Consider the following 21,383-nt stretch of genomic DNA (forward strand, 5'->3'; position numbering starts at 1 on the left):
CAAGGAGACTGCCGTGGGCCTGATCCAGAACGTGCTGGCCGTCATCGTGGTGCTTGGCCTGCTGATCACCTTTCACGAGTTCGGCCACTTCTGGGTCGCGCGACGCTGCGGCGTCAAGGTGCTGCGCTTCTCGGTGGGCTTCGGCAAGCCGCTCTGGTCGCGCCGCGACCGCCACGGCACCGAGTTCGCGGTGGCCGCCATCCCGCTGGGCGGCTACGTGAAGATGCTCGACGAGCGCGAGGGCCCCGTGGACCCCGCCGAGCGCCACCTCGCCTTCAACCACAAGACGGTCTGGCAGCGCATCGCGGTGGTCGCCGCCGGCCCGCTGGCCAACTTCCTGCTGGCCGTCGTCGCCTACTGGGCGCTGTTCGTGGCGGGCACCACCACGGTGGCCCCGGTGGTCGGCAGCGTGGCGCCGGACTCCCCGGCGAGCCAGGGCGGGCTCGCGCCGGGCCAGGAGATCACCGCGGTGCAGGGCGAGGCGGTGCGCTCCTGGGAGGAGATCAACCTCAAGCTGGTGTCAGCCATCGGCGAGAGCGGCGCGCTCGAGGTGGCGGCCCGCGACGACGTCACCGCCGCCCCCCGGACCTACCGGCTGCCGGTCGAGGCGTGGCTGGTGCGCCAGGACCCGCCGCGGCCCCTGGAGACCCTGGGCGTGACCCCCTGGCGCCCCGAGATCCCGGCGGTGCTGGGCCAGGTGGTCGAGGGCGAGGCCGCCGCCGCGGCCGGCCTCAGGGCCGGCGACGAGATCGTGGCGGTCGACGGCGCGCCGATGGCCGACTGGCCGGCCTTCGTCGAGCGCGTGCGCGCAAGCCCCGGCGAGACCCTCGAGGTCGCGGTGCGCCGCGACGGCGAGCGGCGCACCCTCTCGCTCACCCCCCGGCGTCGCCCGCAGGAGGCGGGGGAGGCCATCGGCTACATCGGCGCCGGCGCCGAGCCCGTCGCCTGGCCCGAGGCCTATCGCCGCGAGATCCGCTACGGGCCGCTGGCCGCGGTCGGCGAGTCCCTCGCGCGCACCGGCGAGATGACGGTGCTGACCCTGGGCGCCATCCGCAAGATGGTGGTGGGCCTGATCTCGCCGTCGAACCTCTCCGGTCCCATCACCATCGCCCGCATCGCCGGCGATTCGGCGCGCAGCGGGCTGGAGAGCTTCGTCGGCTTCCTGGCCTACCTCTCGATCAGCCTGGGGGTGCTCAACCTGCTGCCGATCCCGGTGCTCGACGGCGGCCACCTGCTCTACTACTTCGTCGAGGTGGTCCGCGGCCGTCCGGTCTCCGAGCAGGCCCAGGCGGTGGGATTGCGCATCGGCCTGGCCCTCGTCGGCACCCTGATGCTGATGGCGCTCTATTTCGACCTGATGCGGCTCTGGTAGCCGGGCGTCGGCTTGTCAGTGGCCATGACAAATGTATAAGGTGCCTGTCTGGACCGGACGGCAGACCAACGCGAGCGAATCGATTGCATGAAAATCAAGACCATCGGACTGGCGGCGCTGCTGCTTGCCGGTGCCCAGGCGGCACTGGCGAATCCCTTTGACGTTTCCGACATCAGGGTGGAAGGACTGCAGCGGGTCTCGCCCGCCTCCGTGTTCAACGCCTTCCCCGTCAGCGCCCGGGACCGGGTCGACGAGCGGGAACTGGCCGAGGCGGCTCGCGAGCTCTTCGCCACCGGCCTGTTCGAGGACGTGAGCCTCGCCCGAGAGGGCGACGTGCTGATCATCCAGGTGGTCGAGCGCCCGACACTGGCGCGGCTCGAGATCGAGGGCAACAGCCAGATCCCCGACGAGGATCTGCGCAACGGCCTCAAGCAGGCCGGCCTCAACGAGGGACAGGTGCTCAAGCTCTCCACCCTCGAGGAGATCCAGCGCGAGCTCGAGGGCGTCTACCAGTCCCAGGGTCGCTACAGCGCCCGCATCGAGACCTCCGTCGAGGAGGTGGGCGAAGGCCAGGTCCAGGTCAACATCGATATCGACGAGGGCGCGGTCGCCAAGATCCGCCAGATCAACATCGTCGGCAACCGCGACTTCGACGACGAGCGCTTGCGCGAGCTCTTCGAGCTCGAGGACTCCCCGGGCTGGTTCTTCGGCTGGTTCTCCAGCGACGAGTACTCCAGGGAGGCCCTGGCCGGCGACCTCGAGCGGCTGCGCTCCTTCTACCTCGACCGCGGCTACGTGAACTTCGCCATCGAGTCTTCCCAGGTCTCGATCAGCCCCGACAAGTCGAAGATCTTCGTCACCGTGAACATCGACGAGGGCCGCCAGTACCGCCTCGGCGACATCCGCTTCGCCGGTGACCTGCGCATGGCCGAGCGCGAGGCCCGGGAGTTGCTCGAGGTCGAGAGCGGCGAGATCTTCTCGCGCAGTGACGTCACTGCCTCCTCGGAGGCGCTGCGCTCGCGGCTCGGCGCCGAGGGCTTCGCCTTCGCCAATGTCGACGGGATTCCCGAGGTCGCTGCCGACGGCGATACCGTCGACCTGGTGTTCCGGGTCGAGCCCGGCCGTCGCGCCTATGTGCGGCGCATCGAGTTCACCGGCAACACCACCACCCAGGACGAGGTGCTGCGCCGGGAGATGATCCAGATGGAGGGCGCGCCGGCCTCCACCGAGTCGATCAGCCGCTCGAAGCAGCGCCTGGAGCGACTGGGCTTCTTCAAGCAGGTCAATGTCGAGACGCGGCCCGTGGCCGGCGAGCCCGACCAGCTCGACGTCACCTACACGGTGGAGGAGCAGCCGTCGGGGTCGATCTCGGCGAGCATCGGCTTCTCCCAGAGCGCCGGGGTGATCTATGGCGCCTCGCTCTCCCAGAACAACTTCCTGGGCACCGGCAACCGCGTCAACATCGGCGCCCAGCGCAGCGACACCTACACCAGCCTCAACTTCGGCTTCACCGATCCCTACTGGACCCTCGACGGCATCTCCCGCGGCTACAACCTCTTCTACCGCGAGACCGACTACGAGGATTCCGACATCTCGACCTATTCCACCGACTCCTTCGGTGGCGGCATCAACTTCGGCTACCCGATCAACGAGCTGACGCGGCTGAACTTCGGTGCCAGCGTCGAGGACCTGTCGATCCGGACCTACCGCGACACCTCCTCGGAGGTTCAGCGCTACGTCGACGACCAGGGCAGCGACGCCCAGAGCCTCAAGCTCTCGGCGAGCTGGACCCGCAACGACCTCAACCGCGGCATCATGCCCACCGCCGGCAACTACCAGCGGCTGTCGCTGGAGACCGCGGTGCCCGGCAGCGACGCCGAGTACTACAAGCTGCGCGCCCAGGCCCGCCAGATCTTCCCGTTCAACGAGGAGCAGACCTGGGGGCTGAAGTTCAGCGGCGAGCTGGGCTATGCCGATACCGTCGGCAACGACCCCTATCCGTTCTACGAGAACTTCTTCTCCGGCGGCCTCGGCTCGGTACGCGGCTTCACCGGCAATACCCTGGGGCCGGCCACCACCGAGCGTGCCGGTGGCGACGATCGCACCCTGGGCGGCAACGTGCTGGTGGAGGGCAGCGCCGAGGTGCTCTTCCCGGTGCCCTTCGTCGAGGACCAGCGCTCGCTGCAGGCCTCGCTGTTCATCGATGCCGGCAACACCTTCCTCACCGACTGCTACCCAGTGCTCGACGAGGACGCCGACCGCCAGCGCTGCGAGTCCGGCGTGGACCTGGGCGAGCTGCGCTACAGCGCCGGCCTCGGCCTCTCCTGGCTGACGCCGGTGGGGCCGCTGACCTTCAGCGTCGCCGAGCCGATCAACGACAAGGACGGGGACGATACCCAGTTCTTCCAATTCTCCCTGGGTCAGACCTTCTGATCCGGCTCGCCGAGGAATCTCGCCGCATGCGCACGCTCACCGCCGCCCTCTGCCTCGGCCTGCTGGTCGCCGCCACCGCGCCGGCCCGGGCCGCCGAGGTGGCGGTGCTCGACTGGCGCGCCGCGCTGATGGACAGCGACGCCGCCGAGCGGGCCATGAGCGCGCTGCGCACGCGCCTCGCCGACCGCCAGCAGGAGGCCAGCGCCCTGGGCGAGGAGCTCCAGGGCATGCAGCAGCGCCTCGAGGGAGAGGGCATGACCGAGACCGCGCGGCGCACCACCCTCCAGGCGTTCCAGGAGAAGGGGCAGCGCTTCGAGCGGCTGCACCGGGAGATCGCCCAGGCGCGCCACGAGGCCGAGCAGGCCTTCCTCCAGCAGGCCGAGCCGAGGCTGGACCAGGCGGTCCGGCAGGTCATCGAACGTCATGGCGTCGCGGTGCTGGTGGACCCCAATGGCGTGCTGCATGCCGACCAGGACCTGCAGGACCTGACCGGCGAGGTCACCGCGCGCCTCAATGCCCTCGACTGAGCCGGCCGTCCCTACCACGATAGTGAGTCCCCATGAATCAAGACGCCCGAACCCTCACACTGGCCGAGATCGCCGAGCGCCTGGGAGCCCGCCTCAAGGGCGACGGCGAGCGGCGGGTAAGCGGCCTGGCCACGCTGCGTGACGCCACGCCGGACCAGGTGGCCTTCCTCGCCAACCGTGCCTACCTCAAGGACCTGCCTTCCACCCGTGCCGCCGCGGTGCTGCTGGCGCCCGCTCACGGCGAGGCCTGCCCGGTGGCGTGCCTGGAGCTGGACAATCCCTACCTCGGCTACGCGGAGCTGTCGCGCCTCTTCGACCCCCTGGTCGGGCGCACGCCCTCGGGTACCCACCCCACGGCGGTGGTCGCCGATGACGTCACCCTGGGCGACAACGTCGCCATCGGGCCCCAGGCGGTGATCGAGGCCGGGGTCACCCTGGGCGACGACGTCGTCATCGGCGCCGGCTGCGTGGTGGGGGCGGACTCGCGCATCGGCGCCGGCTCGCGCCTGCACGCCAACGTCACGGTCTGCCACGGGGTGGTGATCGGCCAGCGGGCGATCCTGCACAGCGGCTGCGTGATCGGCGGCGACGGCTTCGGCTTCGCCCACGACGGCGGGCGCTGGCACAAGATCGCCCAGCTGGGCGGCGTGGTGCTGGGCGACGACGTCGAGATCGGCAGCTGCTCGAGCATCGACCGCGGCGCCCTGGGCGACACCGTGATCGGCGACGACGTCAAGATCGACAGCCAGGTGCAGATCGCCCACAACGTGCAGATCGGCGACCACAGCGCCCTGGCCGGCTGCGTAGGCATCGCCGGCTCCACCCGGGTGGGCAAGCACTGCATGCTGGGCGGTGGCGTGGGGCTCTCCGGCCACCTGACCATCGCCGACGGGGTGCAGGTCACCGGCATGAGCCTCGTCACCAACTCGATTCCCGAGCCCGGCATCTACTCGTCCGGCACCGGGGCCATGGACAACGCCCAGTGGCGGCGCAACGCGGTGCGCTTCAAGCAGCTCGACGACATCGCTCGGCGCCTGTCGCGGCTCGAGAAGGTCGGTCGCGGCGGTTGAGGCCCGATCATAGGGCGGTATAATCCACTGCCTGTCGCTGCCGGCGCCCGAGCGCCGGCCGTGCCCCTCTCCGGACGGGCATCCTGTCATTTCAGAGGTCGCTACGATGGTAATGGACATCAACGAGATTCGTGAGTATCTGCCCCACCGCTACCCCTTCCTGCTGGTGGATCGGGTCACGGAGCTCACGCTGGGAGAATCCATCGTTGCCTACAAGAATGTCAGCGTGAACGAGCCCTTCTTCAACGGCCACTTCCCGCACCACCCGATCATGCCCGGCGTGCTGGTGGTCGAGGCCCTGGCCCAGGCCTGCGGCATTCTCGGCTTCAAGACCGTCAACAAGCTGCCCGCCGACGGCTACGTCTACTACCTCGTGGCCAGCGACAACGTGCGCTTCAAGCGGCCGGTGATGCCCGGCGACCAGCTGGTGCTCGAGGCCCGGGTCGAGCGCACCAAGCGCGGCATCTGGAAGTTCATCTGCCGCGCCACCGTGGGCGGCGAGGTGGCCTGCGAGGCCGACATCACCTGTGCCGAGAGGAAGGTCGCTTGATACACCCCACCGCCCTCATCGACCCCGCGGCGCGCCTGGCCGATGATGTCGAGGTCGGCCCCTTCAGCGTGATCGGGGCCGATGTCGAGATCGGGCCCGGCAGCCGCATCGGCCCCCATGTCGTGATCAAGGGCCCCACCGTGCTGGGCGCGCGCACCCGCGTCTTCCAGTTCGCCTCGGTGGGCGAGGACTGCCAGGACAAGAAGTACGCCGGCGAGCCGACCCGCCTGGTGATGGGCGATGACAACGTCATCCGCGAGGGGGTGACCCTGCACCGCGGTACCGTCCAGGATCGCGGCGAGACCGTCATCGGCTCGCGCAACCTCTTCATGGCCTACGCCCACGTCGGTCACGACTGCGTGATCGGCAACGACGGCATCTTCGCCAACCAGGTGACCCTGGCCGGCCACGTGAAGATCGGCGACTTCGTGATCCTCGGCGGGCTCTCGGCGGTCCACCAGTTCTGCCACTTCGGCGACCACGCCATGGCCGGCGGCGGCTCGATCATCACCAAGGACACGCCGGCCTACGTGATGATCAACGGCAACCCCGCCCAGGCCCACGGCCTCAACCTGGTGGGGCTCAAGCGCCGTGGCTTCTCCAAGGAGGCCATCCGCGGCCTGAGCGAGGCCTACAAGCTGGTCTATCGCCAGGGGCTGACCATCGACCAGGCGCTCGAACAGATCCGTGCCAGCTACGCGCTGCCCGAGACCGAGGCCTTCGCCGCCTCCATCGAGGCCTCGACCCGCGGCATCGTCCGCTGAGGTGGCCGAGGGCATGACGGTCCGCCGCGTCTATCTCGTCGCCGGCGAGCTCTCCGGCGACATCCTCGGGGCCGGCCTGATGCGCGCGCTCAAGGCGCGCCATCCGGGCGTCGAGTTCCGCGGCATCGGTGGCCCGCGCATGATCGCCGAGGGCATCGACAGCCGCTATCCCCTGGAGACGCTCTCGGTGATGGGCCTGGTGGAGGTGCTCAAGCACCTGCCGGGGCTCGTCAAGGTGCGCCGCACGCTGAAGCGCGACGCGCTGGCCTGGCGGCCGGACATCATGGTCGGCATCGACGCCCCGGACTTCAACCTGGGCCTCGAGCGGCAGCTGCGCGAGGCCGGCCTCACCACCGCCCACTACGTCAGCCCCTCCGTCTGGGCCTGGCGCCAGGGGCGCGTCAAGGGCATCAGTCGTTCCGTCGACGCCATGCTCACCTTCCTGCCCTTCGAGGCGGCCTTCTACGCCCGCCACCGCGTGCCGGTGGCCTTCGTCGGCCATCCGCTGGCCGACGAGCTGCCGCTGGCCAACGACCGGCAGGGCGCCCGGGCGGCCCTGGGGCTGTCGGCGCCGGAGTCGGGCGGGGCGCTGCTGGCGGTGCTGCCCGGTTCCCGGGCCAACGAGATCCGCTTCCTCGGCGCGACCTTCCTCGACGCCGTGGAGCGCCTCTGCCGGGAGCGCCCGGCGCTCTCGGTGGTGATTCCCGCCGCCACCCCGGCGCGGCGCGGTGAGCTCGAGGCGCTGCTTGCGACGCGCCCGGCCCTCGCGGGGCGCGTGACCCTGCTCGACGGGCAGTCGCGGGAGGCCATGGTGGCCGCGGATGCCGTGCTGCTCGCCTCGGGCACCGCGGCGCTCGAGGCGATGCTCTGCCATCGGGCGATGGTGGTGGCCTACAGGATGGCGCCGACGACCCACTGGCTGGCCAAGCGCCTGGTCCATACCGAATGGATCTCGCTGCCCAACCTGATCGCCCGGGAGACCCTGGTACCGGAGCTGATCCAGGACGCGGCGAGCCCCGATGCCATCGCCGAGCGCCTCGGGGCCCTGCTCGATGACGAGGCCGGCCGCCGGGCCCTGGAGGCGCGCTTCGCCGAGATGCACGCGGCCCTGCAGCGCGACGCCAGTCGCCGCGCCAGCGAGACCATCGAGGCGCTGGTGGCGGGGCGGGCCCTGCCGGCCAGCGTGGCCCCCGAGGCGGGCGAGGCCGCCCTCGGCGAAGGCGAACGATGACCGCGCGTCAGAAAGACCAGGTAGTGAAAGACAAGGCGCCGCCGCCACTTGTGATCGACTACGCCGGCGACCGGCTGGCCGGGGTCGATGAGGTAGGCCGCGGCCCGTTGGTCGGCCCGGTGGTCGCCGCGGCGGTGATCCTCGATCCCGCGCGGCCCATCGAGGGGCTCGCCGACTCCAAGAAGCTGACCGCCAAGCGCCGCGAGGCACTGGCCGCCGAGATCCGCGAGCGGGCGTTGGCCTTCGCCCTGGCCGAGGCGAGCGCCGCCGAGGTCGACGCGCTCAACGTCTTCCACGCGACCCATCTCGCCATGCGCCGGGCCATCGATGCCCTGGCGCCGGCGGCCGAATACCTGCTGGTGGACGGCAATCGCCTGCCCGGGCATCATGTGCCCGGCCAGGCGGTGGTCAAGGGCGATGCCCGCCACCCGGCCATCGCCGCCGCCTCGATCCTCGCCAAGGTCGAGCGCGACGCCGGCATGCTGGCCCTCGATGCCCGGCATCCCGACTACGGCTTCGCCCGCCACAAGGGCTACCCGACCCGCGAGCACCTGGCCGCCCTGGAGCGCCTCGGCGCGCTGCCCGAACACCGCCGCTCCTTCGGTCCGGTCAAGCGCCAGCTGGCGCTGTTCTAGACTGATGAGTCGCCCCTGATAGCGAGGGGCGCCGGGGGTAGGCCGAAGGGGAGGTCCGATTCCAGGGAAGGAATCGGTAGCGTACAAGGAGGTATCCACAGCGCCTCCCCGCAGGCCTATCGCCGGATCAGTCCCGAGCGTGGCAGGACGCTGAAGCTTTAGCCTTAACGTCGTTCTCCTAGCCTGAATAATTCCGTGTCGACCATTTTCCGCCAAGCCTCGAGCCCATTATGACCACGCCCTTCGTTCATCTCCGCGTCCACAGCGAATTCTCCCTGGTCGACGGCCTGGTGCGTCTCAAGCCGCTGATCAAGGCCGCCGTGGCCCAGGACCTGCCGGCCGTGACGCTGACCGACGAGGCGAACCTCTTCGCCCTGGTCAAGTTTTACACGGGCGCCCAGGGCGCCGGGCTCAAGCCGATCATCGGCAGCGACCTGTGGCTCGCCAATCCCCACGACGAGGCGCACCCCTATCGCCTGACCCTGCTGGCCATGGACGACACCGGCTATCGCAACCTCACCGAGCTGATCTCCCGGGGCTGGATGCACGGCCAGCGCCAGGGCCAGGCGCTGCTCGACAAGGCCTGGGTGCTCGAGCAGAGCGAAGGGCTGATCGCGCTCTCCGGCGGCCGGGAGGGGGAGGTGGGGCGCCACCTGCTCAGCGACCACCACGACGAGGCCCGAGTGCTGCTCGCGGAGTGGAATGCCGCCTTCCCGGGGCGCTTCTACCTCGAGCTGACCCGCACCGGGCGTCCCCTGGAGGAGGAGTGCGTGCACCTCTCGGTGGACCTCGCCGTCGAGACCGGCACCCCGGTGGTGGCCACCAACGACGTGCGCTTCCTCGAGCGCGAGGACTTCTGGGCCCACGAGACCCGGGTCGCCATCGGCGAGGGCAAGGCGCTGGACGACAAGCGCCGCGAGCGCCGCTACACCGAGGAGCAGTACCTCAAGAGCCCCGAGGAGATGGCCGAGCTGTTCGCCGACATCCCCGAGGCGATCGAGAACAGCGTGATGATCGCGGCGCGTTGCAACGTCGACGTGCGCCTGGGCGAGATCTTCCTGCCCGAGTTCGAGATCCCCGAGGGCATGACCCAGGACGAGTTCTTCCGCAAGGTCTCCCATGACGGCCTGACCGAGCGCCTGGACTTCCTCTACCCGGCCGAGCGCTACCCCCGCGACGGCCAGGAGTATGCCGAGATCGACGCCCGCTATCGCCAGCGGCTCGACTTCGAGCTCGACATCATCATCCAGATGGGCTTCCCCGGCTACTTCCTGATCGTGATGGACTTCATCCAGTGGGCCAAGGACAACGATGTCCCCGTTGGCCCGGGGCGCGGCTCCGGTGCCGGCTCGCTGGTCGCCTACGCCCAGAAGATCACCGACCTCGACCCCATCGGCTACGACCTGCTCTTCGAGCGCTTCCTCAACCCCGAGCGGGTCTCGATGCCCGACTTCGACGTCGACTTCTGCATGGAGAAGCGCGACCGCGTGATCGACTACGTGGCCGACCGCTACGGCCGTGACGCCGTCTCGCAGATCGTCACCTTCGGCACCATGGCCGCCAAGGCGGTGGTGCGCGACGTGGCCCGCGCCCAAGGCAAGCCCTATTCGCTCGGCGACAAGCTCTCCAAGCTGATCCCCTTCGAGGTCGGCATGACCCTGGCCAAGGCGCTGGAGGCCGAACCGGCGCTCAAGGAGTTCCTCGAGGCCGACGACGAGGCCGCCGAGATCTGGGAGATGGCCCTGAAGCTCGAGGGCATCACCCGGGGCACCGGCAAGCACGCCGGCGGCGTGGTGATCGCGCCGACCAAGCTCACCGACTTCTCGCCGCTGCTCTGCGACGAGGAGGGCAACGGCCTGGTGGTGCAGTTCGACAAGAACGACATCGAGGACGCGGGCCTGGTCAAGTTCGACTTCCTGGGCCTGCGCACCCTGACCATCATCGACTGGGCGCTGGAGATGGTCGACAAGGTGCGCGCCGTCGAGGGGCAGGGGCCGCTTAACATCGACACCATCCCGCTCGACGACGCCCCGACCTTCGAGATGCTCAAGAAGGCCGAGACCACGGCGGTCTTCCAGCTCGAATCCCGCGGCATGAAGGAGCTGATCAAGCGCCTGCTGCCCGATTCGCTGGAGGACATGATCGCCCTGGTGGCGCTGTTCCGTCCCGGCCCGCTGCAGTCGGGCATGGTCGACGACTTCATCAACCGCAAGCACGGCCGGGCGGAGATCTCCTACCCCCACCCGGACTACCAGCACGAGCTCCTGAAGCCGGTGCTCGGGCCCACCTACGGCATCATCCTCTACCAGGAGCAGGTGATGCAGATCGCCCAGGTGATGGCGGGCTACTCCCTGGGCCAGGCCGACATGCTGCGCCGCGCCATGGGCAAGAAGAAGCCCGAGGAGATGGCCAAGCAGCGCGCCGGCTTCATGGAGGGCTGCGCGGCCAACGGCATCGACAAGGACCTCGCCGGCAACATCTTCGACCTGGTGGAGAAATTCGCCGGCTACGGCTTCAACAAGTCGCACTCGGCGGCCTATGCGTTGGTCTCCTACCAGACCGCCTGGCTCAAGGCCCACTATCCGGGGCCCTTCATGGCCGCGGTGATGTCCACCGAGATGGACAACCTCGACAAGGTGGTGCCGCTGATCGAGGAGTGTCGCCACCTCGGGCTCACGGTGACCCCGCCGGACGTCAACGTCGGTGGCTACAAGTTCACCGTCGACGAGCAGGCGCGGGTGGTCTATGGCCTCGGCGCGATCCGCGGCGTCGGCGAGGGGCCCATCGGCGCCATCGTCGAGGCCCGCGAGGCGGACGGCCCCTTCACGGACCTCTTCGACTTCTGCAAGCGGGTCGACCCCAAGCGCATGAACAAGCGCACCCTGGAGGCGCTGATCCGCTCCGGGGCGCTGGACAACCTCGGGCCGAGCCGGGCGGTGCTCACCGCGGCGCTGGAGGACGCCCTCAAGGCCGCGGCCCAGAACCAGACCAACCAGAACCTCGGCATGATGGACATGTTCGGCGAGGCCTTCGCCGCGCCGGAGGAGGGCGAGCGGGACGCCTACGCCGATTATCGCCAGGCCCGGGAGTGGACCGACAAGGAGCGCCTGGCCGGCGAGAAGGATACCCTGGGGCTCTACCTCACCGGGCACCCCATCGACGAGTACGAGCAGGAGCTTTCGCGCTTCGTCTCCACCCGCATCGGCGACCTCAAGCCGTCCCGGGAGCCCCAGCGCGTCGCCGGGCTGGTGGTCGGGGTGCGCACCATGAAGTCCAAGCGCGGCGACACCATGGCCTTCCTGACCCTGGACGATCGCACCGGGCGCATCGAGGCGTCGCTGTTCGGCGAGCTCTTCGACCAGCTGCGCGGCCGCCTCGAGGCCGACCAGGTGATGATCGTCGAGGGCGAGGTGTCCAGCGACGACTACTCCGGCGGGCTGCGCCTGCGGGGCAAGGAGGTCACCCCCATGGTCGAGGCGCGCAGCCGCTTCGGCCAGGCGGTGGAGCTCTCCCTGGACGGCGAGCGCCTCAACGGCCGCCTGGTGGACAGCCTGCGCGCGAGCCTCGCGCCCTACTGCGACGAGGCGGGCCTGCCGGTGCGCCTCAAGTACCGCAACGCCGAGGCCTCGGGCTGGCTGGAGCTCGCCGAGGCGTGGCGGGTCACCCCCTCCGACGAGCTGCTCACGGGGCTGCGCGAGGTGCAGGGGCAGAACGGCGTGCGGCTGAAGTACCGCTAACCACAGAAGAATCCGGGAGCGAGCTGGGGGAAGTTGGCGAGAGCGCTGCCGGCGACGGCGCTCCAGGGAGGCGCTGTGAACCCCTCCCTGGGCGCTACATTTGCCATCCCTGGCAAATGACCTCCCTTGTGCGCCGTCCCCGGCACTCCTGGTTCCGACGCTACCCGCTGCTGCCTTGCGCCTTGCGTTGAGGGTGCGATAATGCTCGTCACGCGCAATTTTTTGGCATCGCCCTCCCGGGTCGGAGGGGCGATGAAACTCGACAAGGCGTCTGGCCAATGAACCCCAACTATCTCGATTTCGAACAGCCCATTGCCGAGCTCCAGGCCAAGATCGAGGAGCTGCGGCTGGTCGGCAACGACAGCCAGGTCAATCTCAGCGATGAGATCTGCCGCCTCGAGGAGAAGAGCCGCAAGCTCACCGAGTCCATCTTCAAGGACCTCTCCCCCTGGCAGGTCTCCCAGCTCTCTCGCCACCCCCAGCGGCCCTACACCCTGGACTACCTCGAGCACGTCTTCACTGACTTCGACGAGCTCCACGGCGATCGCCACTTCGCCGATGATGCCGCCATCGTCGGCGGGATCGCGCGGCTGGACGACAAGCCGGTGATGGTGATCGGCCACCAGAAGGGCCGCGACGTGAAGGAGAAGGTGCGCCGCAACTTCGGCATGCCGCGTCCCGAGGGGTATCGCAAGGCGTGCCGGCTGATGGAGATGGCCGAGCGCTTCAGGATGCCGGTGCTGACCTTCATCGACACCCCCGGCGCCTATCCCGGCATCGACGCCGAGGAGCGCGGCCAGTCCGAGGCGATCGCCTACAACCTCGCCGTGATGTCGCGCCTCAAGACCCCGATCCTCGCCACCGTGGTGGGCGAGGGCGGCTCCGGCGGGGCGCTGGCCATCGGCGTGTGCGACGAGCTCGCCATGCTGCAGTACTCCACCTACTCGGTGATCTCCCCCGAGGGCTGCGCCTCCATCCTCTGGAAGAGCGCCGAGAAGGCCCCCGACGCGGCCCAGGCCATGGGCATCACCGCCGAGCGCCTCAAGGAACTGGGCCTGGTCGATACCCTGATCGCGGAGCCCCTGGGCGGCGCCCACCGCCACCCGGCGGACACCGCCGAGCGCATCAAGGCCTCGCTGATGGCGAGCCTCGAGCGCCTCGAGGCGATGGACATGGATAGCCTGCTCGAGCGCCGCTACGAGCGCCTGCTGAGCTACGGCGCCCCGGTGTAAGCCCGCGTGCGCGACTCAGGCGCGCTGCAGTCCATGATCGACGACGCCCTGGCGGGAACCCCGCCGGGGCGTTGTGTCTGGATCGCCCTCTCGGGCGGCCTGGACTCCTCGCTGCTGCTGACCCTGGCGGCCGACGCCTGTCGTCGCCATCCCCGCCCGCTGCGCGCCCTGCACGTCCACCATGGCCTGCAGGCCGCCGCCGACGACTTCGAACGCCACTGCCGCCGGCTCGCCTCGCGGCTCGGCGTGCCGCTCTGGGTCGAGCGCGTCGAGGTCGACCTCGCGGCCGGACAGGGCCTGGAGGGCGCCGCCCGGGAGGCGCGCTACGCCGCCTTCGCCCGACGCCCGGCACCGGGCGAGGCGCTGTGGCTGGCCCAGCACGCCGACGACCAGGCCGAGACCCTGCTGCTGGCCGCCCTGCGCGGCAGCGGAGTGCGCGGCCTGGCCGCCATGCCGGCGGGGCGGGACGGTCAGGGGGTGCGCCTCGCGAGGCCGCTGCTCGACGCCTCGCGCGCCGCCCTCGAGGCCGAGGCGGCGCGCTGCGGGCTCGCCTGGGTGGAGGATCCCAGCAACGCCGACGAGCGCCTGGATCGTAACTTCCTGCGCCGGCGCGTGCTGCCGCTGCTCGAGACCCGCTGGCCCGCGGCCGGCCGGCGCCTCGCGCGCAGCGCGGCGCTGGCCGGCGAGGCCGACGGCCTGCTCGACGAGCTCGCCGCGCTGGACCTCGACCGGCTCGGCGGCGAGCCCGCCCGGCTGCCGGTGGACGCGCTCCGGGCGCTCTCCGCGCCCCGCCGCCGGCTGCTGATCCGCCACGCCTGCCAGCGCCTGACGCTCTCGACTCCGCCCGCCCGGCGCCTCGCGGCGCTGCTCGTCCAGCTCGAGGCGCGAGGGGATGGCGAGGTGCGGGTGGCCTGGCCCGGCGCCGAGGCGCGGGTCTGGCGCGGCCGGCTCTACCTGCTGAGCCCCGGCGAGGCGGGCATGACGGACGAGGACCGGGGCGAGTGGCCGGTGGCCTGGGACGGGCGGGCGCCGCTCGTCACGCCCCTGGGCGCATGGCGGGTGGGGCTGCGGCGGGACGACGGCGCGCCGGTGCGCCTGCGGGTGATGCCGCGCCGGGGCGGCGAGCGGCTGCGGCTTGTCGGGCGCGGCCGGCGCGACCTCAAGCGCCTGCTGCAGGAGCTCGACGTGCCGCCCTGGGAGCGCGGGCGGCTGCTGGTGGTCCATCACGACCAGGCGGCGGTGGCGGTGCTGTCGCCCTCGGGGCGCTGGCGGCTCGTGGCCGAGGGGTGGTCAGTCGCGTGACAGCGTCAGCGTGAAGCCGGCGGCCGCCTGGTAGTCGACCTCCTGCTCCAGGTCGTTGAGCAGCAGGGCGGGGTCCTCCTCGCCGGCGAGGCTCAGGTGCAGCGCCTCGCCGTCGGCCACGAGGCCCGGCACCTCGGGGGGCTGCTCGGGGCGGGAGTGGTTGATCAGCACGGCCAGGCGCAGCAGGCGGGCCAGCCGGGCGTGGGAATGCTGCTCGCCGGTCGGCAGCGCCTGCCACTCCTTGACCGGGAACTTGCGGCGGTGGGCGCGCACCAGGAAGGCCAGCAGCCGCTGCTCCGGGCGCGAGAAGCCGGCCAGGTCGGAGTGCTCCAGCAGGTAGGCGCCGTGGCGGTGGAACTGGCTGTGGGAGATCGCCAGGCCGATCTCGTGGAGCCGGCTTGCCCAGTCGAGGAAGCGGAGCTCGTCGTCGTCCAGCGCCCAGGCCTCCCGCACCTGCTCGCCGAGCGCCAGGGCCGTAGCGGCCACGTGCTCGGCCTGGCGTGCGTCGACCCGGTAGTTGCGGGCCAGGCCGTCCAGGGTCTTGAGTCGCGAATCCTCGGGGCTGCGGCGGCCCGCCATGTCGTAGAGTACTCCTTCGCGCAGGGCGCCGTCGGCGTAGCGCATCTGCTCCAGGTCGAAGGCCTCGAAGATGGCGCCGAGGATCGCGATGCCGGCGGGGAAGACGCTGGCGCGGTCCTCCTTGAGGCCGTCCAGGGCCACCTTGTCCAGGCGCTTGAACTTGAGCAGCCGCTTGCGCAGGTCCTGAAGGCCCTGGCGGGTGATCACCCCCTCGGGCCCCTTGCCCGCCGCCGCGATCACCGCGGCGGCGGCCTTGATGGTGCCGCTGGAGCCCACCGGGTCGCTCCAGCCCAGGCGCTGGTAGGGGCGCCGGATGTTGGCCAGCTCCGAGAGGGCGGCGAGCTCGGCGCGGCGCATGCGCTTCTCGCTGAGCTCGCCGCCGCCGAAGAAGCGCCGGGTGAAGGTGACGCAGCCCATCTGCAGGCTCTCCAGGGCCAGCGGCTCGAACTGCTCGCCGATGATGAACTCCGTGGAGCCGCCGCCGATGTCGACGATCAGCCGGCGGCCATCCTCGGCCACCGCATGGGCCGCGCCCAGGTAGATCAGGCGCGCCTCCTCGCGGCCGGCGATGATCTCGATGCGGGTGCCCAGCAGGGCCTCGGCGCGGTCGATCAGCGCCTGGCTGTTGCGCGCGTCGCGCAGGGCATTGGTGCCGACGACCCGCAGGTCGCGGCGGGCGATGCCCTCGAGGAAGGGAGCGAAGCGGGCCAGGCAGTCCAGCGCCCGGGTCATGGCGTCCTCGCGCAGCAGGCCCTCCTCGTCGAGCCCGGCGGCCAGCTGGACCTTCTCGCCCAGGCGGGCGACCACCTGCAGCCGATCGTCCTGGTAGTTGGCGACCAGCAGGTGGAAGCTGTTGGAGCCGAGATCGATGGCGGCGAGGCGGCGGGGCTCGGCGGCGATCGCGGGGTCGCTCGCGGTGGCGGAGAACCGGTCCGTTGGCACTGTCATGGCGAGTCCTGCGTGGGTGATGGGAAGGAGGTTGCGGGTGCCATCCGACGTTGTCAATTGTCCCGCGGCGGGCGGCGCGGCGAGGCTTGCGTTTGCTGGCGCCCTTGACTAATATCGGGGCGTTCGCCTGTTCCGAATGCTTCACGACCGTCTTACGGCGTTCCCGTCGCGGTCAGTTTCCAAGTCGTCAGACAGCCCACTGCTTCAGCCTGCGATCCCGGCGTCACGCCCGGCATCGCTGATCAGGCGAAAACGAACCTGCTTCCTCGCTTCCGATATCGGCCCGGCACCCCTCCTGATGGCGGCTGCCCGCCCAGGCCATTCGATGCTTCACGACGAGAGGTAGCCTGTCCGGGCTCTGAACGCATCCACAGGGCGTCATCGTCTCGCCTCCTGTCTTTCCTCACGGCGCACTGCCGCCCGGCTTCCACGAGCAAATTCTGAACACACCGATGAATCTTACCGAACTCAAGCAAAAGCCAGTGCCGGAGCTTCTGGAGATCGCCCGCGAGATGGGCATCGACAACCTGGCGCGCTCCCGCAAGCAGGACATCATCTTCGCCATCCTCAAGAAGCATGCCAAGAGCGGTGAGCCGATCTACGGTGATGGCGTGCTGGAGATCCTGCAGGACGGATTCGGCTTCCTGCGCAGCGCCGACAGCTCCTACCTGGCCGGCCCCGACGACATCTACGTCTCGCCGTCGCAGATTCGCCGCTTCAACCTGCGCAAGGGCGACTCCATTTCCGGCAAGATTCGTCCGCCCAAGGAGGGGGAGCGCTACTTCGCGCTGTTGAAGGTCAGCGAGATCAACTTCGACAAGCCGGAGAACGCCAAGCACAAGATCCTCTTCGAGAACCTCACGCCGCTGTTCCCCCAGGAGCGGCTGCGCATGGAGATCGGCAACGGCTCCACCGAGGATCTCACCGCGCGGATCATCGATCTGACCGCGCCCATCGGCAAGGGCCAGCGCGGCCTGCTGGTCTCCCCGCCCAAGGCGGGCAAGACCCTGATGCTGCAGAACATCGCCACCTCGATCACGCGCAACAATCCCGAGTGCCACCTGATCGTGCTGCTGATCGACGAGCGCCCCGAGGAGGTGACGGAGATGTCGCGCACGGTGCGCGGCGAGGTGGTGGCCTCGACCTTCGACGAGCCGCCGGCCCGCCACGTGCAGGTCGCCGAGATGGTCATCGAGAAGGCCAAGCGCCTGGTCGAGCACAAGAAGGACGTGGTGATCCTGCTCGACTCCATCACCCGCCTGGCGCGCGCCTACAACACCGTGGTGCCGAGTTCCGGCAAGGTGCTGACCGGTGGCGTCGACGCCCACGCCCTCGAGAAGCCCAAGCGCTTCTTCGGTGCGGCGCGCAACATCGAGGAGGGCGGCAGCCTGACCATCATCGCCACGGCGCTGGTCGACACCGGCTCCAAGATGGACGAGGTGATCTTCGAGGAGTTCAAGGGCACCGGCAACATGGAGGCCCACCTCGACCGCAAGCTGGCCGAGCGCCGCGTCTACCCGGCGATGAACATCCGCCGCAGCGGCACCCGCCGCGAGGACCTGATCGCCTCCGAGGACGAGATGCAGCGCATGTGGATCCTGCGCAAGCTGCTCAATCCCATGGAGGATACCGCCGCCACCGAGTTCCTGATCGACCGCCTGAAGGACACCAAGACCAACCTGGAGTTCTTCGAGGCCATGAAGCGGCGTTGACCCGCGGCCGCGCGACCACGGTGCAGAAAAGCTGTGCAAGCGTTGTACGGGGAATGGGAGGGGCAGCATGCTATGCTGCCCCTCTTGTCATTCTGGAACCGGGACAGCCGAATGAAGTACCAGGACCTTCGCGAATTCATCGCGGTGCTCGAGGAGCAGGGCGAGCTCACCCGCGTCACCGCCGAGGTGGACCCCTACCTCGAGATCACCGAGATCTGCGACCGCACCCTGCGGGCCGGCGGGCCGGCGCTGCTGTTCGAGAACGTCAAGGGCCACGACATGCCGCTGCTCGGCAACCTCTTCGGCACGCCGAAGCGGGTGGCGATGGGCATGGGACAGGACTCGGTGGCCGCGCTGCGCGAGGTGGGCGAGCTGCTGGCCTTCCTCAAGGAGCCGGAGCCCCCCAAGGGCTTCCGCGACGCCTGGAGCAAGCTGCCGATCTTCAAGCAGGTGATGAGCATGGGGCCGAAGACGGTGCGCCGGGCCCCGGTCCAGGCGCGCGTCTTCGAGGGCGACGAGGTCGACCTCGACCGCCTGCCGATCCAGCACTGCTGGCCGGGCGACGCCGCGCCGCTGGTCACCTGGCCGCTGGTGATCACCAAGGGGCCCCGGAAGGCTCGCCAGAACCTCGGCATCTACCGCCAGCAGAAGCTCGGCCGGAACCGGCTGATCATGCGCTGGCTCTCCCATCGCGGCGGGGCGCTCGACTTCCAGGAGTTCCAGCAGGCGCATCCCGGCGAGCCCTTCCCGGTGGCGGTGGCGCTGGGCGCCGACCCGGCCACCATCCTCGGCGCCGTGACGCCGGTCCCGGACTCGCTTTCCGAGTACGCCTTCGCCGGGCTCCTGCGCGGCTCGCGTACCGAGCTCGTCAGGTGCGGCCACGCCGACCTCGAGGTGCCGGCCTCCGCCGAGATCATCCTCGAGGGTTTCATCTACCCGGATGACATGGCGCCCGAGGGGCCCTACGGCGATCACACCGGCTACTACAACGAGGTCGAGCAGTTCCCGGTCTTCACGGTGACGCGCATGACCATGCGCGAGAACGCCATCTATCACTCCACCTATACCGGCCGGCCCCCCGACGAGCCGGCGATCCTGGGACTGGCGCTCAACGAGGTGTTCGTGCCGATCCTGCGCCGGCAGTTTCCCGAGATCGTCGACTTCTACCTGCCCCCCGAGGGCTGCTCCTACCGCATGGCGGTGGTGACCATGAAGAAGCAGTACCCGGGGCATGCCAAGCGGGTGATGATGGGGGTGTGGAGCTTCCTGCGCCAGTTCATGTACACCAAGTTCGTGGTGGTGCTCGACGACGACGTCGACGCCCGGGACTGGCAGGATGTGATCTGGGCCATCACCACCCGCATGGACCCGGCGCGGGACACGGTGATGGTGGAGAACACCCCCATCGACTACCTGGATTTCGCCTCCCCCGTGGCGGGGCTCGGTTCCAAGTTGGGCCTCGACGCGACCAGCAAGTGGCCCGGTGAGACCGACCGCGAGTGGGGCACGCCCATCGTCATGGACGAGGCCGTCAAGGCCCGCGTCAGCGACCGCTGGGACGACCTGGGCATCACGCTTCCCCCTGACAACGACACGAGGCATTCATGACGCCAAGGACCCTGACCTTCCTGGTCACCGAGGTCGAGGACCTCACCCCCGACGTCTTCCGCGTCCGGCTCGAGGGCCGCGCCGAGGCCGTGGCCCACGCCCCCGGCCAGTACCTGGAGCTCAAGCTCGCCGAGGACGTCTGGGTCCCCTTCTCCATCGCCAACGCCCACGCCGGCGACGGCGCCATCGAACTGCATATCCAGCACTGGCCGGAGCGCGACAACTCGGCGCGGCTGCGCGAGCTGATGCAGGTCGCCGAACGGCTGACCGTGCGCCTGCCCGGGGGCGACTGCGTGCTGGACCCGGACAGCACGCGCCCGCTGCTGCTGGTCGCCGCCGGCACCGGCTTCTCGCAGATGAAGGCGATCGTCGAGGCGGCCCTGCACGCGGACCCCGAGCGCGAGATCGACCTCTGGTGGGCGGCCCGCGAGCGTCGCGACCTCTACCTGGAGCGGCTGCCCCGGGCGTGGGCGGAAGGGCATGCCGGGGTGCGCTTCCACGCCGTCACCGAGGTCGCGCCGGAGCAGGCCATCGAGGGCACACGGGTCCAGGCCCACCAGGGCCGCATCGACCAGGCGCTGGCCACCGGCCTAGACGACGTCTCCGGCCACGACGTCTACGTCTCCGGCTCGCCGGGCATGGTCTACGCCTGCGTCGACGTGCTGGCCTCGCTGGGGCTCTCGGCCTCCCGGGTCTTCTCGGACGTCTTCGCCTACGCCCCCCGTGACCCCATCGTGCCCACCGCGGGCAGCCTGGTGAGGGAGCATGACGCATGAGCGCCTCGCCGATCCTGATCACCGGCGGGGCACAGCGCCTGGGGCGCCACTGCGCCGAGCGCCTACGCGACGACGGCCACCCGGTGATCATCAGCTATCGCCGCGAGCGCGAGGCGCTCGAGGCGCTGCGCGAACGCGGTGTCGTCACCTTGCCGGCGGACTTCTCGAGCGAGGCGGGCATCCTGGATTTCCTGGCGCGCCTGAAGGCCGAGACCGCCTCGCTGCGCGCCATCGTGCACAATGCCAGCGACTGGGCGCCGGACAGCGCTGGCGACGATGCCGGCGCCAACTTCGAGCGGCTTTTCCGGGTGCACATGCTGGCGCCCTACCTGATCAACCTGCACGCTCGCGAACTGCTCGAGGCGTGCAGCGAGCCCCAGCGCGACATCGTCCACATGACCGACTACGTGGTGCAGAAGGGCTCCCGCAAGCACGCCGCCTATGCCGCCACCAAGGCGGGGCTCGACAACCTGACGCTGTCGTTCGCCGCCATGTTCGCGCCGAGTATCCAGGTCAACGCCATCGCCCCGGCGATGATCATGCTCAACGAGGGCGACGACGAGGCCTACGCCGAAAAGGCTCGCGCCAAGTCGGCCATGGAGATGATCCCCGGGCCCGGCGTGATCTACCAGAGCCTGCGCTACCTGCTCGACAATCGCTTCGTGACCGGCATCACCCTGCCAGTCGATGGCGGGCGGCATCTTCGCTAGAATGCCGGGCACCCCTGACGATAACCCCGAGAGGATCATGAGATGGCGGGACACGACGAGAACTTCAAGGATGACAGCGGCCTGCTGGCCGTCTTCCTGGGCCTGGCGGTACTGGTGGGCATGAGCGCGCTGCCGGCCACCATCGGCTGGGTCCAGCTGGCAACCGGCTGATCGCCGCCCCTTGCCGAAGCCGCCAC

The 21,383-nt window shown here is 69.9% G+C and carries 17 protein-coding genes; 16 read left to right on the top strand and 1 reads right to left on the bottom strand.

Features of this window, described 5'->3' with window-relative positions; translation table 11 throughout:
* Positions 1–13: 13 nt before the first annotated feature.
* The 11 genes from rseP (at position 14) to tilS (ending at position 14,853) form a co-directional block, all read left to right on the top strand.
* The gene (gene rseP, locus FIU83_RS02025) at positions 14–1,372 is read left to right on the top strand and encodes an RIP metalloprotease RseP (protein WP_152482524.1); all 1,359 of its coding nucleotides are present in this window, start codon (positions 14–16) and stop codon (positions 1,370–1,372) included.
* Between the two features lie 87 nt (positions 1,373–1,459).
* Positions 1,460–3,805 carry an outer membrane protein assembly factor BamA gene (gene bamA, locus FIU83_RS02030; protein ID WP_253939519.1) on the top strand — a complete coding sequence of 782 codons (2,346 nt, stop codon included), beginning with the start codon at positions 1,460–1,462 and terminating at the stop codon, positions 3,803–3,805.
* Positions 3,806–3,831: 26 nt separating this feature from the next.
* Entirely contained in the window at positions 3,832–4,332 is a 501-nt protein-coding gene (locus FIU83_RS02035; protein ID WP_152482525.1) for an OmpH family outer membrane protein, read from the top strand.
* A gap of 32 nt (positions 4,333–4,364) precedes the next feature.
* Entirely contained in the window at positions 4,365–5,402 is a 1,038-nt protein-coding gene (gene lpxD, locus FIU83_RS02040; RefSeq protein ID WP_152482526.1) for a UDP-3-O-(3-hydroxymyristoyl)glucosamine N-acyltransferase, read from the top strand.
* 106 nt (positions 5,403–5,508) lie between these two features.
* Positions 5,509–5,952 (top strand): 3-hydroxyacyl-ACP dehydratase FabZ, encoded by a 444-nt coding sequence (gene fabZ / locus FIU83_RS02045; protein ID WP_152482527.1) that lies wholly within the window; start codon positions 5,509–5,511, stop codon positions 5,950–5,952.
* A complete protein-coding gene (gene lpxA / locus FIU83_RS02050; RefSeq protein WP_152482528.1) occupies positions 5,949–6,716 on the top strand; it encodes an acyl-ACP--UDP-N-acetylglucosamine O-acyltransferase in 768 nt (255 codons plus the stop codon). The genes fabZ and lpxA overlap by 4 nt, the downstream gene beginning before the upstream one ends.
* Positions 6,717–6,729: 13 nt before the next feature.
* Positions 6,730–7,947 carry a lipid-A-disaccharide synthase gene (gene lpxB / locus FIU83_RS02055; RefSeq protein ID WP_152482529.1) on the top strand — a complete coding sequence of 406 codons (1,218 nt, stop codon included), beginning with the start codon at positions 6,730–6,732 and terminating at the stop codon, positions 7,945–7,947.
* Between the two features lie 23 nt (positions 7,948–7,970).
* Positions 7,971–8,582, top strand: a complete 612-nt coding sequence (gene rnhB, locus FIU83_RS02060; RefSeq protein WP_253939520.1) for a ribonuclease HII — start codon at positions 7,971–7,973, stop codon at positions 8,580–8,582.
* Positions 8,583–8,812: 230 nt separating this feature from the next.
* Entirely contained in the window at positions 8,813–12,319 is a 3,507-nt protein-coding gene (gene dnaE, locus FIU83_RS02065) for a DNA polymerase III subunit alpha (protein ID WP_152482531.1), read from the top strand.
* 278 nt (positions 12,320–12,597) lie between these two features.
* A complete protein-coding gene (gene accA / locus FIU83_RS02070) occupies positions 12,598–13,551 on the top strand; it encodes an acetyl-CoA carboxylase carboxyl transferase subunit alpha (protein ID WP_152482532.1) in 954 nt (317 codons plus the stop codon).
* A 6-nt stretch (positions 13,552–13,557) separates the two neighbouring features.
* Complete coding sequence (gene tilS, locus FIU83_RS02075) at positions 13,558–14,853, top strand: tRNA lysidine(34) synthetase TilS (RefSeq protein ID WP_253939521.1); 1,296 nt, start codon at positions 13,558–13,560, stop codon at positions 14,851–14,853.
* On the opposite strand, the gene ppx is transcribed toward tilS, so the two are convergent.
* Positions 14,842–16,380 (bottom strand): exopolyphosphatase, encoded by a 1,539-nt coding sequence (gene ppx / locus FIU83_RS02080; RefSeq protein ID WP_152482533.1) that lies wholly within the window; start codon positions 16,378–16,380, stop codon positions 14,842–14,844. The two genes, tilS and ppx, sit on opposite strands and share 12 nt — an antisense overlap.
* 452 nt (positions 16,381–16,832) lie before the next feature.
* On the opposite strand from ppx, the gene rho reads away from it, so the two are divergent.
* The 5 genes from rho (at position 16,833) to FIU83_RS17685 (ending at position 21,357) form a co-directional block, all read left to right on the top strand.
* Entirely contained in the window at positions 16,833–18,092 is a 1,260-nt protein-coding gene (gene rho / locus FIU83_RS02085) for a transcription termination factor Rho (protein ID WP_152482534.1), read from the top strand.
* Positions 18,093–18,203: 111 nt separating this feature from the next.
* Positions 18,204–19,700: a 4-hydroxy-3-polyprenylbenzoate decarboxylase gene (ubiD, locus tag FIU83_RS02090; protein ID WP_152482535.1), complete on the top strand. Its 1,497-nt coding sequence runs from the start codon at positions 18,204–18,206 to the stop codon at positions 19,698–19,700.
* Positions 19,697–20,476, top strand: coding sequence for an NAD(P)H-flavin reductase (locus FIU83_RS02095; RefSeq protein ID WP_152482536.1), 780 nt, complete (start codon positions 19,697–19,699; stop codon positions 20,474–20,476). The genes ubiD and FIU83_RS02095 overlap by 4 nt, the downstream gene beginning before the upstream one ends.
* Positions 20,473–21,186 (top strand): dihydromonapterin reductase, encoded by a 714-nt coding sequence (gene folM / locus FIU83_RS02100; RefSeq protein WP_152482537.1) that lies wholly within the window; start codon positions 20,473–20,475, stop codon positions 21,184–21,186. The genes FIU83_RS02095 and folM overlap by 4 nt, the downstream gene beginning before the upstream one ends.
* A gap of 42 nt (positions 21,187–21,228) precedes the next feature.
* On the top strand, positions 21,229–21,357 hold the full coding sequence (locus FIU83_RS17685) for a hypothetical protein (RefSeq protein WP_263591145.1): 129 nt from the start codon (positions 21,229–21,231) through the stop codon (positions 21,355–21,357).
* The last annotated feature ends 26 nt before the right edge of the window (positions 21,358–21,383 follow it).

Origin of the sequence: Halomonas sp. THAF5a (assembly GCF_009363755.1) — a bacterium.
Lineage (GTDB): Bacteria > Pseudomonadota > Gammaproteobacteria > Pseudomonadales > Halomonadaceae > Halomonas.